Annotated in this window: 9 protein-coding genes; 7 read left to right on the forward strand and 2 right to left on the reverse strand. The window is 70.9% G+C overall.

What is annotated here, in order from left to right; genetic code table 11:
- Window positions 1-85: 85 nt before the first annotated feature.
- Window positions 86-1,483 (reverse strand): purine-cytosine permease family protein, encoded by a 1,398-nt coding sequence (locus ACIQV3_RS18185; RefSeq protein ID WP_403713387.1) that lies wholly within the window; start codon window positions 1,481-1,483, stop codon window positions 86-88.
- A 248-nt stretch (window positions 1,484-1,731) separates the two neighbouring features.
- On the opposite strand from ACIQV3_RS18185, the gene ACIQV3_RS18190 reads away from it, so the two are divergent.
- Complete coding sequence (locus ACIQV3_RS18190; protein ID WP_403713436.1) at window positions 1,732-2,289, forward strand: TetR/AcrR family transcriptional regulator; 558 nt, start codon at window positions 1,732-1,734, stop codon at window positions 2,287-2,289.
- A gap of 139 nt (window positions 2,290-2,428) precedes the next feature.
- Here ACIQV3_RS18190 and adhE read toward each other — a convergent pair whose 3' ends face one another.
- Entirely contained in the window at window positions 2,429-5,065 is a 2,637-nt protein-coding gene (adhE, locus tag ACIQV3_RS18195; protein ID WP_403713388.1) for a bifunctional acetaldehyde-CoA/alcohol dehydrogenase, read from the reverse strand.
- A gap of 300 nt (window positions 5,066-5,365) precedes the next feature.
- Here adhE and ACIQV3_RS18200 point away from each other — a divergent pair, with 300 nt between their 5' ends.
- The 6 genes from ACIQV3_RS18200 (at window position 5,366) to fxsT (ending at window position 15,475) form a co-directional block, all read left to right on the forward strand.
- Window positions 5,366-6,268 (forward strand): alpha/beta fold hydrolase, encoded by a 903-nt coding sequence (locus ACIQV3_RS18200; RefSeq protein WP_403713389.1) that lies wholly within the window; start codon window positions 5,366-5,368, stop codon window positions 6,266-6,268.
- Window positions 6,269-6,680: 412 nt separating this feature from the next.
- On the forward strand, window positions 6,681-6,845 hold the full coding sequence (fxsA, locus tag ACIQV3_RS18205; protein WP_254384685.1) for an FxSxx-COOH cyclophane-containing RiPP peptide: 165 nt from the start codon (window positions 6,681-6,683) through the stop codon (window positions 6,843-6,845).
- A gap of 29 nt (window positions 6,846-6,874) precedes the next feature.
- Window positions 6,875-9,157 (forward strand): radical SAM/SPASM protein FxsBH, inactivated beta-hydroxylase extension form, encoded by a 2,283-nt coding sequence (fxsBH, locus tag ACIQV3_RS18210; protein ID WP_403713390.1) that lies wholly within the window; start codon window positions 6,875-6,877, stop codon window positions 9,155-9,157.
- Between the two features lie 76 nt (window positions 9,158-9,233).
- Entirely contained in the window at window positions 9,234-9,980 is a 747-nt protein-coding gene (locus ACIQV3_RS18215) for an aminoglycoside N(3)-acetyltransferase (protein WP_403713391.1), read from the forward strand.
- A gap of 43 nt (window positions 9,981-10,023) precedes the next feature.
- A complete protein-coding gene (locus ACIQV3_RS18220; protein WP_403713438.1) occupies window positions 10,024-11,445 on the forward strand; it encodes a TIR-like protein FxsC in 1,422 nt (473 codons plus the stop codon).
- The gene (gene fxsT, locus ACIQV3_RS18225) at window positions 11,429-15,475 is read left to right on the forward strand and encodes an FxSxx-COOH system tetratricopeptide repeat protein (protein ID WP_403713392.1); all 4,047 of its coding nucleotides are present in this window, start codon (window positions 11,429-11,431) and stop codon (window positions 15,473-15,475) included. Before ACIQV3_RS18220 ends, fxsT begins: the two co-directional genes overlap by 17 nt.
- The last annotated feature ends 8 nt before the right edge of the window (window positions 15,476-15,483 follow it).

The raw sequence follows: 15,483 nt of genomic DNA on the forward strand, positions 1-15,483 counted from the left end.
GCAGGGCCCGGGGCCGCAGGGCCCGGGGCGGCAGGGCCCGGGGCGGCAGGGCCCGGGGCGGCAGGCCCCCGGAGGGGCAGGGCCCTCAGGCCGCCGGGGCGTACGCGGGCACCCGCCGGGCGAGGGCCCAGTACGTGAGCCCGGAGACCACCGAGCCGAGCAGTGTGAGGTCAGCGCCGCCGAGCGGGGCCACGAGCGGCCCGGTCCACAGCTCGGAATCGCAGGTCAGGGCGGCGAAGGCCATGCCGGCGAGCAGGGCGGTCATGCCGGCGGGGTGGTAGCCGGAGCGGTACCAGTAGGCGCCCGCGCTCCCGGCGTGCAGCGCGTCGGAGTCGTAGCGGCAGCGGCGCAGCAGCATGTCGGCGAGGAAGACGCCGCCCCAGGGGGCGAAGACGATGATCAGGAGGGAGAGGAAGGACAGCAGCGAGGTGGTGAAGTCGGTGAGGAAGAGCGCGGCGAGCGACCCCGCGGCGGTCACGGCGGCGCTGATCACGATGGCGCGGGCCCGGCTCCACGGGATGCCGAGGACCTGGAGGTTCAGGCTGGAGGAGTAGAGCGTGATGATCGAGTTGGTGACGGAGCCGCCCAGGACCAGGGCCAGGAACAGCGGCTGGAACCAGCCGGGGAGCAGGCTCTCGGCTCCGGCGACGGCGTCGGTCATGTCGGTCTGGGTGGCGGCGGCCACGCCGGCGATCCCGAGGGCGACGGAGGAGACGAACCCGCCGAGCGCGCCCATCCAGGTGATCGACTTCAGCGAGGTGGTGCGGGGCAGGTAGCGGGTGTAGTCGGCGGGCATCGGCAGGTACGAGAAGGGCCCGGCGAGCATCACGACGAAGGCCAGGCTCCAGCCGGACAGGCCCGGGGCCAGGGCGTCGGCCGGGGCGGTGGTCTCGGCGCCGGGCAGGACGAAGACCAGCAGGGCGCCGAAGCCGACGGCAAGGACGTAGGCCATCCAGCGCTCGGCGAACTGCACGGTGGCGTGGCCCCACATGGCCACGGCGAAGGTGAGCGCGAGGGTGACGCCGAGCGCGAGGCCCCGGATCAAGGTGCCTTCGCCCAGACCGACCTCGGCGAAGAAGACTTCCAGTGCCAGGGTCCCGACGACGGTGTTGACGATGGTGTAGCCGATGCTCACCACCCAGTTGAGGACGCCCGCCGGCCAGTTGCCCCGTACGCCGAAGGCGGCCCGGGAGATGACCAGGGTGGCGGTGCCGGTGCGGATGCCGCTGAGACCCGCGGCGCTGATCGCGAAGAAGGACAGTCCGCTGATCACGACCACGGCGGTGGCCTGCCAGAAGCTGAGGCCGAAGGCGACGGCGAGGGCTCCGTTGATCACGTAGGTGAAGGTCAGGTTCGACCCGAACCAGAGCCAGAAGAGGTCCTTGGCCCCGCCGTGGCGCTCGGCGTCGGGGATGGGGTCGATGCCGTGCGTCTCGACTCTGAAGACCTCGTCGACGTCGGCCGTCGTCTCCTGGTGTGCCATGCGTCTGCCCCTGACCTTCGGCGGTGAACCGCGAACCGTGAACCGTGAACCGTGAACCGCGAACAGACCTTGAACGGCGTTCTAAGTTCTTGAATGGCATTCAAGATGCGCTGCCGACCTGGACCCCGTCAAGACCCTGTCCGGGATAAGGTCGGCCCACGAAGATCGGGAAGGCGGCACGGGTGGCAGGACCGGCAGGACCGGCGGGAGCGGCACGGCGGCGCGACGGGCGGATCGCCCAGGAGCGGATGCTGGAGGAGGCCATGGCGGCCATCGCCGAGGACGGGCTGGCCACGCTCACCATGTCCGCGCTCGCCGAACGGCTCGGCACCAGCGGCGGCCACATCCTGTACTACTTCGGCAGCAAGGACCGGCTGCTGCTGGCCGCGCTGCGCTGGAGCGAGGAGCAGCTCGCCGCCGAACGCGCCGCACTGCTGGCGCGCCGGGTCACCGCCCACCGCAAGCTGGCGCTCTTCCTGGAGCTCTACCTGCCGCGCGGCCCGCGCGACCCCCGCTGGACGCTCTGGATCGAGCTCTGGGCCCGGATCCCCTCGAACGAGCCGCTGCGCACCGCCCAGCAGGAGATCGACGACGGCTGGCAGCGGGATCTGGAGGCACTGCTCGCCAGGGGGGTGGAGCAGGGCCGCTTCACCCCCGGCCTGGACGTCCCCGCCCGGGCCTCGGAGCTGCTCGCCCTGCTCGACGGGCTGAGCACCCGGGTGGTCCTGGGCGAGCGCGGCGCCGACCGGGCCACCTCCCTGGAGCGTGCCCGCTCGGCCGCGGCCCTGCTGATCCCGCACACCTGAGCCGTCGGCGCACCGCCCGCAGCCGGACATCCCGCAGCCGGACATGTGGAAAGCCCGCCCGGGCCTTAGCGCCCCGGACGGGCTTTTCCGCTCCTTGGCGGAGGTTCTCAGGAAGAAGAAGGGTCGCTCCTTGCCAGGGTCACTTCTTCTTGGCGGCGGCCTTCTTGGCCAGGGCCCCCTCGGCGTTGCCGTAGTACGCCTGGCGCATGAGCTGCTTCAGGTCGTCGATCATCGGCATCCGCGGGTTGGCGGGGGCGCACTGGTCGGCGTAGGCGTTCATGGCCTGGGTCGGCAGGGCCTCGATGAAGGACTGCTCGTCCACGCCCTCCTCGGCGAAGGAGGAGGTGATCCCGCACTTGCCGCGCAGGTCCTCGACGGCCTTGGCGTAGGACTCGACGCCCTCGGCGGCCGTGGCGGCCGGCAGGCCCAGCATCTTGGCGATCTCCTGGAAGCGCTCCGGCGCCCGGTAGACCTCGGCCTTGGGCCACGGGGTGGCCTTGTGGGTGACCGTGCCGTTGTGGCGGATCACGTGCGGCAGGAGCAGCGCGTTGGTGCGGCCGTGGGCGACGTGGAAGGTGTTGCCCAGGGTGTGCGCCATGGCGTGGACCATGCCCAGGAAGGCGTTGGCGAAGGCCATGCCCGCCACCGTGGAGGCGTTGTGCATCTTCTCGCGGGCCTCGGGGTCGTTCGGACCGTCGACCACGCAGCGCTGCAGGTTTTCGAAGATGAGCTTGATGGCCTGGAGGCACAGGCCGTCGGTGTAGTCGTTCGAGTACGCGGAGACGTAGGCCTCGGTGGCGTGCGTCAGGGCGTCGAAGCCGGAGTCGGCGGTCACCTTGGGCGGGAGGCCCATCGGCAGCATCGGGTCGACGATGGCGACGTTCGGGGTCAGCGCGTAGTCGGCGAGCGGGTACTTCTGAGCCGCGGCCGGGTCGGAGATGACGGCGAACGGGGTGACTTCTGAACCGGTGCCGGAGGTGGTCGGGATGGCGACCATCTTGGCCTTCTCGCCCAGCGAGGGGAACTTGTAGGCGCGCTTGCGGACGTCGAAGAACTTCTCCTTCGTGTCGGCGAACTCCACCTCCGGGCGCTCGTACATCAGCCACATGATCTTCGCGGCGTCCATCGGCGAACCGCCGCCGAGGCCGATGATCGTGTCGGGCTTGAAGTCGCGCATCATCGCGGCGCCGGCCTGGACCGTGGAGAGCTCCGGGTTGGGCTCGACGTTGTCGATGATCTGGATCGACACGGCGCCCTCGCGGGCCTGCAGGATGTCGACGACCTTCTGCACGAAGCCGATGGAGACCATCGTCTTGTCGGTGACGATCGAGACGCGGCTGATGCCGTCCATCTCACCGAGGTAGCGGATGGAGTTGCGCTCGAAGTAGATCTTCGGCGGGACCTTGAACCACTGCATGTTGGTGTTGCGCCGTCCGATCCGCTTGACGTTGATCAGGTTGACCGCGGTGACGTTGTTCGACACCGAGTTGTGTCCGTACGAGCCGCAGCCCAGGGTGAGCGAGGGGAGGAAGGCGTTGTAGACGTCGCCGATGCCGCCGAAGGTGGAGGGCGAGTTGGCGATGACGCGGATCGTCTTGACCTTCTTGCCGAACTCCTCGACGAGCTCCTCGTCCTCGGCGTGGATGGCGGCGCTGTGGCCCAGACCGTGGAACTCGACCATCGCTGCGGCCAGTTCGAGGCCGTGCTCGGTGTCCGAGGCCTTCAGGCAGGCCAGGATCGGGGACAGCTTCTCGCGGGTCAGCGGCTCGTTCTCGCCGACCTCGTTGCACTCCGCGAGGAGGATGGAGGCCTCGGCGGGGACGGTGAAGCCGGCCTGCTCGGCGATCCACTGCGGGGACTTGCCGACGACGTTGGGGTTCAGCTTGGCGCCGTTGGCGTCGGCCGCGTAGGCGGTGGTGCCGAAGACGAACTGCTCCAGCTTGGTCTTCTCGGCGGCGGAGACCACGTGGGCGCCGAGCCGCTTGAACTCGGCCAGACCCGCTTCGTAGATCTCGGTGTCGAGGATGACGGCCTGCTCGGAGGCGCAGATCATGCCGTTGTCGAAGGCCTTGGAGAGCACGATGTCGTGGATCGCGCGGCCGAGCTTGGCGCTCTTGTGGACGTACGCCGGGACGTTGCCCGCGCCGACGCCCAGGGCCGGCTTGCCGCACGAGTAAGCGGCCTTGACCATCGCGTTTCCGCCGGTCGCGAGGATGGTGGAGACGCCCGGGTGGTTCATGAGGGCGCCGGTGGCCTCCATGGAGGGGGCGGTGACCCACTGGACGCAGTCGGCGGGAGCGCCGGCGGCGACGGCGGCGTCGCGGACGATGCGGGCGGCCTCGGCCGAGCAGTTCTGCGCGGAGGGGTGGAAGGCGAAGATGATCGGGTTGCGGGTCTTCAGGGCGATCAGCGCCTTGAAGATCGTGGTCGAGGTCGGGTTGGTGACCGGGGTCATCGCGCAGACGACACCTACGGGCTCGGCGATCTCCGTGATGCCGTTCAGCTCGTCGCGGCGGATGACGCCGGCGGTCTTGAGCCCGCGCATCGAGTTCACGACGTGCTCGCAGGCGAAGAGGTTCTTGACGGCCTTGTCCTCGAAGAGGCCGCGACCGGTCTCCTCGACCGCCAGCTGGGCGAGCTCGCCGTGCTGGCTCAGCGCGGCCAGCGAGGCCTTCTTGACGATGTGGTCGACCTGCTCCTGGTTGAACGACGAGAACTGGTCGAGCGCCTTGAGTGCCCCCTGGACCAGTCCATCCACCATCTCGTTCGCCTGCATGGCAGGAACTCCTTCATTTCGACTCAACCCGAACCGCTTTCCTGATGACTCAATTCGACACCCAAAAGCGGAAGCCGCGCCGCCGAAAAAGCCCTTATCCACCAGGCCGAAGGTCCGTTCACGCCCGTTCACACCTTCTCCACCACCCACCTGACCTGCGCAGATACCTTGGGACCTAAGACCCCTGTGTGCTTGTGAAAACTTTCACAAGAATTTCGGGCGAAGTGCGCCCTACCGCACTCCTCCCCCAGCGCGCACAATCACCGTGACGAGTCGCTTCGACCGTGAGGGAGGGAGCGCGTGCGCAGTCAGGTGCGCGTCGCGGACGGACGGAATCTGACGGTGGAGCGCTGGGGCGACCCGCACGGCAAACCCGTTTTCCTGCTCCACGGCATGCCCGGCAGCCGGCTGGGCCCCGCTCCCCGGGGCATGGTCCTCTACCAGCGCCGGATGCAGCTCATCGCCTACGACCGCCCCGGCTACGGCGGCTCCGACCGCCATCCGGGCCGCACCGTCGCCGACGTGGCCACGGAGGTGGCCGCGATCGCCGACTCCCTGGGCCTGGACACCTTCGCCGTGGCAGGCCGCTCCGGCGGCGCCCCCGGCGCGCTGGCCTGCGCCGCCCTGCTCCCCGACCGGGTCACCCGGACCGCCGCGCTGGTTTCCCTGGCCCCCCGGGACGCGGAGGACCTGGACTGGTTCGAGGGCATGTCCCCCTCGAACATCCGGGAGCACTCCACCGCCGGCCGGGACCCCGAGGAGCTCGCCGCCCGGCTGATCCCGCGCGCCGCCGGGATCGCCGAGGACCCCGGCCGGCTGCTGGACGAGCTGCGCCGCGAGCTCACCGACAGCGACCGCATGATCGTCGCGGACGCGGGGCTGCGGGCCATGCTGCTGCGCAATTACCGCGAGGGGGTCCGCACCTCCGCCTACGGCTGGATCGACGACGCCATCTCCTTCAGCGGCCCCTGGGGCTTCGACCCGGCGGACATCCGCTGCCCGGTGCTGATCTGGCACGGCGAGCTCGACGTGTTCTCCCCCGTGGGCCACTCCCGCTGGCTGGCCGGCCGCATCCCGGGCGCCACCACGAACATCGACCCGGCCGCCGCGCACTTCGCGGCGCTGCGCGCCCTGCCCGACGTACTGACCTGGCTGCTCCGGGAGGTACCCGCGCCTCCCGTCAACGAACAGCAGCCGGCGTAGACGACCGGCGCGGAAGTGGTCCCACCGCCCACCGCGCCATCAACTCGCCCGCACGGCAACGCGAGTTGTCACCCCGCCGGGCCCGGTCCGCGGATGCGGGGGCCACCGCGACCGCGGCGCGGCCGCCCCTCCCGACCGGGGGCCGCCGTACCCGGCCGGGAGGGGTGAACATGGACACCCCAAATGGAAAGGATCTTTCCTTGAGGCAAACGGGCGAATACCGGGTCCGAGGGAATTCGATCATGTTTACCAGAGCCGCCCGATCGGCCCTGCACAGGACATCACTCTGTAGCGACGACCTGGGCAGTTCGGCACGCCGATCAGCGGCCGGGGCGGTAAAGTCCGCGCCAGACACTGGCTTCTCGCCATGGTCAACCCTCCCATTCCCCATGACCTCCCCGAGGACGGCGTCATGAACACCTCCGCAACCCACCCGGCCAGCACCGTCACGGCCACCCGCGTCCCGCTCGACCGGATCGATGTCCGCGGTGCGCGCGCGGCCGCGACCCTGGGTCGCGTCCTCCCGACGGAATCCGGCCGAAAGGTCCAGACGCCCATCTTCAACTCTGCACTCTGACGACGAAGTCAGCGCTCTAGACTGGTGGAATGACCGGCCTGATCGCTTTTCGCGAGATCGTCCTGAAAGTTCACAGCAGATGCGATCTCGCTTGTGATCATTGCTATGTCTACGAACACGCAGATCAGAGCTGGCGCGGCCGGCCCAAGGTGATCTCCCCCGAGGTGATCGCACAGACCGCGTCGCGTCTCGCCGAACACGCAAGGACACACGCACTCCCCTCCGTCACGGTCATCCTTCACGGAGGGGAACCGCTCCTCGCGGGCACCGCCCGCCTCCGGCTCGTGTGCGAGGAATTCACCCGCGCCCTCGACGGCATCGCCGACCTCGACCTGCGCATGCACACCAACGGCCTTCAGCTCAGCCGCCGTTACCTGGACCTCTTCGCGGAGTTCGGCGTCAGCGTCAGCGTCTCCCTCGACGGGGACCGCGCGGCCAACGACCGCCACCGCCGCTTCGCCGACGGACGCACCAGCCACCCCCTGGTCCTGGCCGCCGTGGACCTCCTGCGCACCGAGCCCTACCGCCATCTCTACCAGGGTCTGCTCTGCACCATCGACGTGGCCAACGATCCCGTGGCCGTCCTCGACGCCCTCGTCGAACTGGCCCCGCCACGGGTTGACTTCCTCCTCCCGCACGCCACCTGGCAGACGCCCCCGGTCCGTCCCGACGAGGCCCCCGACACCTACGCGCGCTGGCTGCTGCGGGTCTTCGACCACTGGGAGCGCCTGGGCCGCCCGGTCCCCGTACGGCTCTTCGACTCGCTGTTCTCCACCCTGGCCGGCGGCCCCAGCCTCACCGAGTCCCTCGGCCTCGCGCCCACCGATCTCGTGGTGGTGGAAACCGACGGGAACCTGGAACAGGTCGACTCCCTGAAGAGCGCCTTCGAGGGGGCCGCCGCCACCGGGTTCAACGTCTTCGACCACGCCTTCGACCTGGTCGCGTCCCATCCCGGGGTCCGCGCCAGGCAGTTGGGCCTGGCCGGCGTCAGCGACACGTGCCGCCGCTGCCCCGTCGTACGCTCGTGCGGAGGCGGGCTCTACACGCACCGCTACAAGGCCGGTCCCGAGCACCTGTCCGGCCCGGAAGCCGTCGGTGATTTCGACAACCCCTCGGTCTACTGCACCGACCTGCGCGAACTCGTCGACGGCGTGGAGGGGCGTACGGGCGCCCGCGCGAGCGCGCCGGAACTGTCCGACCCCATCGCACTGGCCGCCTCCCAGGAGCAGCTCACCCGGGACCTGCTCGCCCTCCTGAACGACCGCCGTACGGGTGATTCCGACTGGGACCGGGCCTGGCGGGTGCTGGGGGCCGTGGAGCGGGCCGGGCGGGCGGGCGCGGACGCGCTGGACGCCGTACTGGCCCACCCCTTCACCCGGACCTGGGTCATGGCCTGCCTCGACCCCGCGCAGGAGGGCCCCGAGGCCCCGCGGGCGGCCCGCCGGCTGACCGCACTGGCCGCCGCCGCCGTGCTGCGCGGCGGTCTCGACCTGCCCGCCGAGGTCGTCTACCGGGACGGCGAGGTGTACCTGCCGACGCTCGGCCTGCTGCGCCTGGGCGAGCCCGGCACCGAGGGGCGGGCCACGCTGCACGCCGCCGACGGGGGGTACGCCGTCCGCGAGGAGGGTCGCGCCGAGCACCGCTTCGGTCCCGCGGCGGGTGACGCGCGCTGGCAGCCCGTACGCACCTGGTCGCCGGGGCCGGACACGGCCCCGGTGGCGCTGGAGGACCTCGACCCGCACCGCAACTGCTTCGCCCGCCCGCCCAGGCTGCGGCTCGGCGCCGGGGAGGCCGAGGAGTGGCGCGGGCGCCTCGACGCGGCGTGGGCGCTGCTGCGGTCCTCGGTGCCCGAGTTCGCCGGGGCCGCCGCCACCGGGCTGACCACACTGACCCCGCTCGCGGGCGGCCCCCGGGCCCGCGGCTGGGGCGAGGCCGGGCGGCACGGTCCGGGCGCGCTCGGAGTGCCGTACGCGGCGGGGGTGGCGGAGACCGCGCTCGCCCTGCTGACGGGGAGGCGGCGGGCCGGGCTCCAGGCGCTGACCGAGGTGGCCGACCTGTACGCGCTGGACGGGGAGTGGCAGCACCCCTCGCCGTGGCGGGAGCGCCCGGTCCCGGTGTCCCGGCTGCTGGCCGACGTCCACGAGCGGGTGGCCGTGGAGGCCTACCGGCGGGCCACCGCCGCCGCGGAGCCGGGCGGGCTGGACCGGATCAACCGGGCCCTGGACCGGCTGTCGGGGGCGGCGGAACTGACGAGCACCGGCAAGCGGCTCGTGGAGCGGCTCCGCTGGGAACTCAAGGCGGTCGACGCATGAAGGCGGCCGTCGCATGACGAGCGGCCTCGCCGCCCCCCTGCGCGCACTCGGCGTCCGCCCCGGCACGCGCCTCCTGGTGCACGCCTCGCTCGGCGGCACCGGTCTGCGCGCCGAGGAGCTGCGGGGCGCCCTGCTCACCGCCGTCGGGCCGGGCGGCACCCTCGCGGCGCCGGCCTTCACCCCGCAGAACTCCAAGACCTCCACCGCGCACCTGGCACGGATCGCGGGCCTCTCCGAAGGGGGCGTACGGGCCTTCCGCGCACGGATGCCCGCCTTCGACCCGGCGCTCACCCCGAGCCACGGCATGGGGGTGTTCGCCGAGGCGGTGCGCACCGCTCCGGGAGCGGCCCGCAGCGGGCATCCGCAGACCTCGTTCGCCGCGGTCGGCGAGGGTGCCCGGGAGCTGTGTGCGGGGCATCCGCTGACCAGCCATTTGGGCGAGGAATCCCCCTTGGGAAAGATGTGCGGGGAGGGATGGAAGGTACTCATGATCAATGTGGGATTTTCCGTCTGCACCGCTTTCCATCTCGCGGAGTATCGAATTCCGAAGCCCCCCTTGCGCATGTACGAGTGTGTGGTGAAGGTGAACCATCCGGGGTCTTCAGGGGGGCAGCCCTGTCACGGCAAAGAGGCGCCGAAGCGGGAAGGGTGGACCGCGTACGAGGACATCGCGCTGGATGACAGCGATTTCGCCGAGATCGGCAGGGCGTTCCCGGAAGACCGGATTCGCCGGGGGCGGATCGGAAGAGCATCGACCATGCTCTTCGCCCTTCCGCATGCCGTCGATCACGCGCTTGAATGGATGACCGAAAACAGACGCTGATTGACTGAACGATGAGGGGATGTGGCGGAGCAGCTCCGGAATGATGTTTCTTCGCTCGCATCTTCGGGACGGGGGTCGTGTGCCCGCATCAGTGCAGCCGTACTTTTTTCTCAGTTATGCGCATACACCGAGGTTCGGGGCGGGAGGACCGGACCCGGACATGTGGGTGGAGCGGCTTTTCCGCGATCTCTGCAGCCATGTCATGGCACTGACGAATCTGCCCGCGGGAGCCGAGGCCGGCTTCATGGACCGGGAGATACGCAGCGGTGAGGGCTGGTCGGAACGGCTCGGGGCGGCGCTCGCCACCTGCCGGGTCTTCGTCCCCCTGTTCTCGCCGCGCTACTTCGCCAGCGAAATGTGCGGGAAGGAATGGTTCGCCTTCGCGCAGCGCACCATCCACCACGTGGCACTCAGCAATCAGCCGGCCGAGGCCATCGTGCCCGCGTTATGGGTGCCGGTGCCTCCCTCACAACTCCCGCTGCCCGCAGAGCGGTTGCAGTTCAACCACAACACCTTCGGCGAGCGGTACGTCACCGACGGGCTCTACGGCCTGATCAAACTGCGGGGCTACGCCGAGCAGTACGAGAGCGCCGTCTACGAACTCGCCAAACGCATCGTCCGGGTCGCCGAGACCGTCCGGCTCGATCCGATCCGGCCGCTCGACTACCGCCTCGTGCCCAGCGCCTTCGGCTCCCCGGGCAGCACCCCGGGGCCCACCACCCGCACCCTGCACGTCACCGTGGCCGCCGCCTCCCGGCACGATCTGCCCGAGGGCCGCAGCCCCGAGTACTACGGGGACAGCGCGCTGGACTGGAACCCGTACCACCCGGTCTCCCAGCGGCCCATCGCCTACGTGGCCGAGGACCTGGTCCGCAACCTCAACTACCAGACGACGGTGGGCTCGTTCGACGACGAAGCCGGCCACTTCGACTCCAAGCAGCCGCCGACCCGGCCCGAGATCCTCATCGTGGACCGGTGGGCGGTGGAGGACGAGCAGCGCCGGCAGCGCCTGGCCGCCTTCGACCAGGAGTCCCGGCCCTGGATCAACGTGGTCGTGCCGTGGAACCGGTACGACCACCAGAGCCGCGCGAAGGAGGGCGAGCTGGCCCACCGGCTGGAGGACACCATGCCCGTCAAGATGAGCCAGGGCCGGGCCGCCTGCCGGGCCGCCGCCAACGGGGTGGCCAACATGGAGACGCTCGGGCAGATCCTGCCGCAGGTGGTGGAGGCCGCCGCCCAGCAGTTCCTCAGACACGCCCAGGTCTATCCACCGGCCGGCAGCCCCGTGGCCGGAACCGAACGGCCCCGGCTGCTCGGTCCGATGGGGATGAACGGGCCACCGGCCCCACCGCCCGCCCCCTTCCCGCCCACCCTGGGCGACACGGGCGACGGGCACAGCGGGTCGGGCGGGCCCGACACCGACAACGACAACGACCGGGGGGACGCGGATGACATCGAGTCGTGACAGCCAGAGCCATGACAGCCAGAGTCGTGACAGCCAGAGTCGTGACAGCCGGCACGGCAGCGGTGACGAGCACCGCGAGGGGCGCATCGTCACCTTCTACTCGTACAAGGGCGGCACCGGCCGCACGATGGCGCTGGCCAACACCGCCTGGATCCTCGCCGCCAACGGCAAGCGGGTCCTCGCCGTGGACTGGGACCTGGAGGCACCCGGCCTGCACCGCTTCTTCCACCCCTTCCTGGACCCCTCCACCCTCGGCGCCACCACCGGTGTCATCGATCTGATCAGCGAGTACGCGTGGGCGGCCACCAGCCCGGTGCAGCGCGCCGACGACTGGCACAAGGACTACGCGCGGATCCAGCCGCACGCCGTCTCGCTCACCCCCGAGAACCTCGGCTGGGAGTTCCCCGACGGCGGGACCCTCGACTTCGTCTCGGCGGGCCGGCAGAACCGCGAGTACTCGGCGACCGTCTCCACCTTCGACTGGGACAACTTCTACGACCGGCTCGGCGGCGGGCTCTTCTTCGACGCCTTACGGGCCGACATGAAGCGCAACTACGACTACGTCCTGATCGACAGCCGCACCGGCCTCTCCGACATCGCCGACATCTGCACGGTCCACCTGCCCGACGTCCTGGTCGACTGCTTCACCCTGTCCGACCAGTCCATCGACGGCGCGGCCTCCGTGGCCCGGCAGATCGACGAGCGGTTCAACGACCGCGGCATCAAGATCTACCCGGTTCCGATGCGCATCGACGAGGGCGAGAAGGAGAAGGCCGACGCGGGCCGCGCGCTGGCCCGCATCAAGTTCGACCGCTTCCCCAACGGCCTGATCGGGGACGACCTCACCTCCTACTGGGGCGCGGTGGAGATCCCGTACCGCCCCTACTACGCCTACGAGGAGACCCTGGCCACCTTCGGGGACGAGGCCGGGCTCACCAACTCCCTGCTGTCCGCCTTCGAGCGGCTCACCGCCGTCGTCACCGAGGGCGACGTCACCTCCATGCCGGCCATCGGCGAGGAGGTGCGGCTGCGCATCCGCGACGCCTTCACCCGGCGCCGACCCGCCCTGCCCGCCGACCTCTTCCTCTCCTACGTCGCCGAGAACCGCATGTGGGCCGACTGGATCGAATCGGTGCTCACCCGGGCCGGCTTCCGGGTCGTCCCCCGGGACGTCTCCGCCGAGAGGGCCCCGGCCACCGCCGCCGGCGACACCCTGGGCGGTACCGGGATCAGCGTGGACACGGCCGCGCGGACCGTGGTGCTGCTCTCCAGCGCCTACCTCAAGTCCGCCCGCGCGGTGGACGTGTGGGAGCGGGCCGCCGCCGAGGACCCGACGGGGGGCCGGCGCCAGCTGGTGCCGCTGCGGGTGGGCGACGTCCGCCTGTCCACCCCGTACATCGACCGCAACCCGGTGGACCTGTTCCGCCTCGACGAGGTGCACGCCACGACCGCGCTGCTGCGCGCGGTGGAACGGCCCATGGCGCTGCCCGACACCGTCGCCAGCGCCTCCGCGCCCGGCCCCCGCTTCCCGGGGACGGTCCCGAAGATCTGGAACGCGCCGCCCCGCAACCCCGGCTTCACCGGCCGCTCCATCGTGCTGGAGCGGATGCGCGACCAGCTCGGCGGCGGCATATCCGTGGTGCTGCCCCAGCCGCAGACCCTGTTCGGGCTCGGCGGCGTCGGCAAGACCCAGGTGGCGCTGGAGTACGTGCACCGGTTCATGGCCGACTACGACCTGGTCTGGTGGATCTCCGCCGAGCAGACCGACGACGTGGTCGCCGCCCTCGCGGAACTGGCCGTACGGCTCGGCGCGCAGACCGGCGAGGACATGTCGGCCGCCTCCCAGGAGGCGATCGACCTGCTGCGGCGCGGGGTTCCCACCTCGCGCTGGCTGCTCGTCTTCGACAACGCCGACGATCCCGAAACGCTCAAGCGGTACTTCCCGCCGGGCGGCCCGGGGCACGTGCTCGTCACCTCCCGCAACCAGTCCTGGTCCCAGTACGGCGACGCCCTCCCGGTGGACGTGTTCCTGCGCGAGGAGTCCATCGAGCACCTCCAGCGCCGGGCCCCCGGCCTCAGCAAGGAGGACGCCGAGCAGGTGGCCGTCGCCGTCGGCGACCTGCCGCTGGCCGTCGAGCAGGCGGGCGCCTGGATCGCGGAGACCGCGACCCCGGTGTCCGCGTACATCGAGCAGCTGGCCCAGCAGGCCGCCCGCGTGCTGGCGCTGAACCAGCCGCCCGGCTACCCGGAGCCGGTGGCCGCCACCTGGAACGTCTCCATAGAGCGGCTCCAGTCCCGCTCCCCCGCGGCCGTGCGGCTGCTCCAGCTGTGCGCCTTCTTCGCGCCCGAGCCGATCTCGGCGAACCTGCTCTACAGCAAGGAGATGATCGACGCCCTCAAGCCGTACGACTCCTCCCTCCAGGAGAAGCTCGTGCTCGGCCGCGTCATCCGGGAGATCGGCCGGTTCGCGCTGGCCAAGGTCGACCAGGTCAGCAACAGCATCCAGGTGCACCGCCTGGTGCAGGCCGTGATCCGGGCGCAGCTCTCCGAGGAGGAGCAGCGCGAGGCCCGGCACGCGGTGCACCGGATCCTGGCGGGTGCCCGGCCGGACGACGACGAGCCGATAGACAACCCGGAGACCTGGCCGCGGTTCAACACCATCTGGCCGCACCTGACCCCCTCCGAGGCCCGGTTCTGCAAGGAGCCGGAGACCCGCCGGCTGCTGATCGACCGCGTCCGCTACCTCTGGAAGCGCGGTGACTTCAAGGCCGCGTACGCGCTGGGCGAGGAGTTGCGCGAGACCTGGCGCGAGACCCTGGGCGGCGATGACCTCCAGTACCTGTACCTGCGCTTCCACCTCTCCAACATCCTGCGCTCGCAGGGCCGGTTCGTGGAGGCGATGGAGCTGGACGAGGGGACGCTGGAGCGCCAGCAGGCAGCGCTGGGCGTCTCGCACCCGCACACGTACATGACCACCAGCGGTCTGGCGATGGACCTCGGCGCGCTCGGCCGCTACGGCGAGGCCATGGAGCTGGCGAACGCCGCGCACGAGGGCTTCGGGCAAATCTTCCACGAGGCCCACCCGCGGACCCTGGCCGCCGCGAACAACCTGGCGCTGAACCTGCGCATGATCGGGCAGTACGCGCGGGCCAGGGAGATCGACCAGGAGGTCCTCGACCGGCGCACCGAGGTGCTGGGCACGGACCACCCGTACACCCTGTCCTCGGCGCAGAACCTGGCGCGCGACCTGCGCGAGGTGGGCCGGTACGACGACTCGGTGCAACTGCTGAGCCGGACGTACGAGATCTACAAGCGGACCCTGGGCCGGGCCTTCCCCGGCACCCTGTCGGCGGCCAAGAACCTCGCGGTCTCGCTGCGCAGGGCGGGCGACGTGGAGGACGCGCTGCGGCTGACGACGGCGACCCGCAACCGCTACCGGGCCAAGTACACCTCGGTCAACCCGGACCTGCTCGCCTGCGAACTGAACCTGGCCGCGGACCTGTTCGCGACCGGGGACCCGGGCGGGGCGCGGGACCTGGCCCAGGAGGTGGTGGACGAGTACGTCAAGGTGCCGGGCGAGCGGCACCCGTACACCCTGGCCGCGGTCAACAACCTCGCGGTGTTCCACTGGGGCACGGGGGCGGCGGAGACCGCCGATCCGATGCTGCGCCAGACCATCCGGCACATGCGCGAGGTCCTGGGCGACAACCACCCGCACACCATCTTCGCCAACCTCAACCTGGCCAACGCCCGTGCCGACCTGGGCGATCCGGAGGGCGCCCTGGAGCTGGAGCGGATATCGGTGATGCGGCTGCGCGAAGCGCTGGGCGTACACCACCCGGAGACCCTCGCGAGCGCCTCCAACATGGCGGTCAGCCTGGACATGATGGGCCGCAAGGAGGAGGCGAACCGGGTACGGGCCGAATCGGTGGCCGAGCTGACCCGGCTGCTCGGCGAGGACCACGGTCTGACCCGGTACGCCCGCGACGAGCGCCGGGTCCACCGCGACCTGGAGCCGCTGGCGGTGTGATCCGCGGG

This window comes from Streptomyces sp. NPDC099050, assembly GCF_044759865.1.
Lineage (GTDB): Bacteria > Actinomycetota > Actinomycetes > Streptomycetales > Streptomycetaceae > Streptomyces.

Excerpts from the sequence above, each read along its gene's own strand:
- ACIQV3_RS18190 (WP_403713436.1), top strand. The coding sequence starts at position 1,732 with ATGCTGGAGGAGGCCATGGCGGCCATCGCCGAGGACGGGCTGGCCACG.
- fxsA (WP_254384685.1), top strand. The coding sequence starts at position 6,681 with ATGAACACCTCCGCAACCCACCCGGCCAGCACCGTCACGGCCACCCGC.
- fxsBH (WP_403713390.1), top strand. The coding sequence starts at position 6,875 with ATGACCGGCCTGATCGCTTTTCGCGAGATCGTCCTGAAAGTTCACAGC.
- ACIQV3_RS18185 (WP_403713387.1), bottom strand. The coding sequence starts at position 1,483 with ATGGCACACCAGGAGACGACGGCCGACGTCGACGAGGTCTTCAGAGTC.
- ACIQV3_RS18220 (WP_403713438.1), top strand. The coding sequence starts at position 10,024 with ATGTTTCTTCGCTCGCATCTTCGGGACGGGGGTCGTGTGCCCGCATCA.
- adhE (WP_403713388.1), bottom strand. The coding sequence starts at position 5,065 with ATGCAGGCGAACGAGATGGTGGATGGACTGGTCCAGGGGGCACTCAAG.
- fxsT (WP_403713392.1), top strand. The coding sequence starts at position 11,429 with ATGACATCGAGTCGTGACAGCCAGAGCCATGACAGCCAGAGTCGTGAC.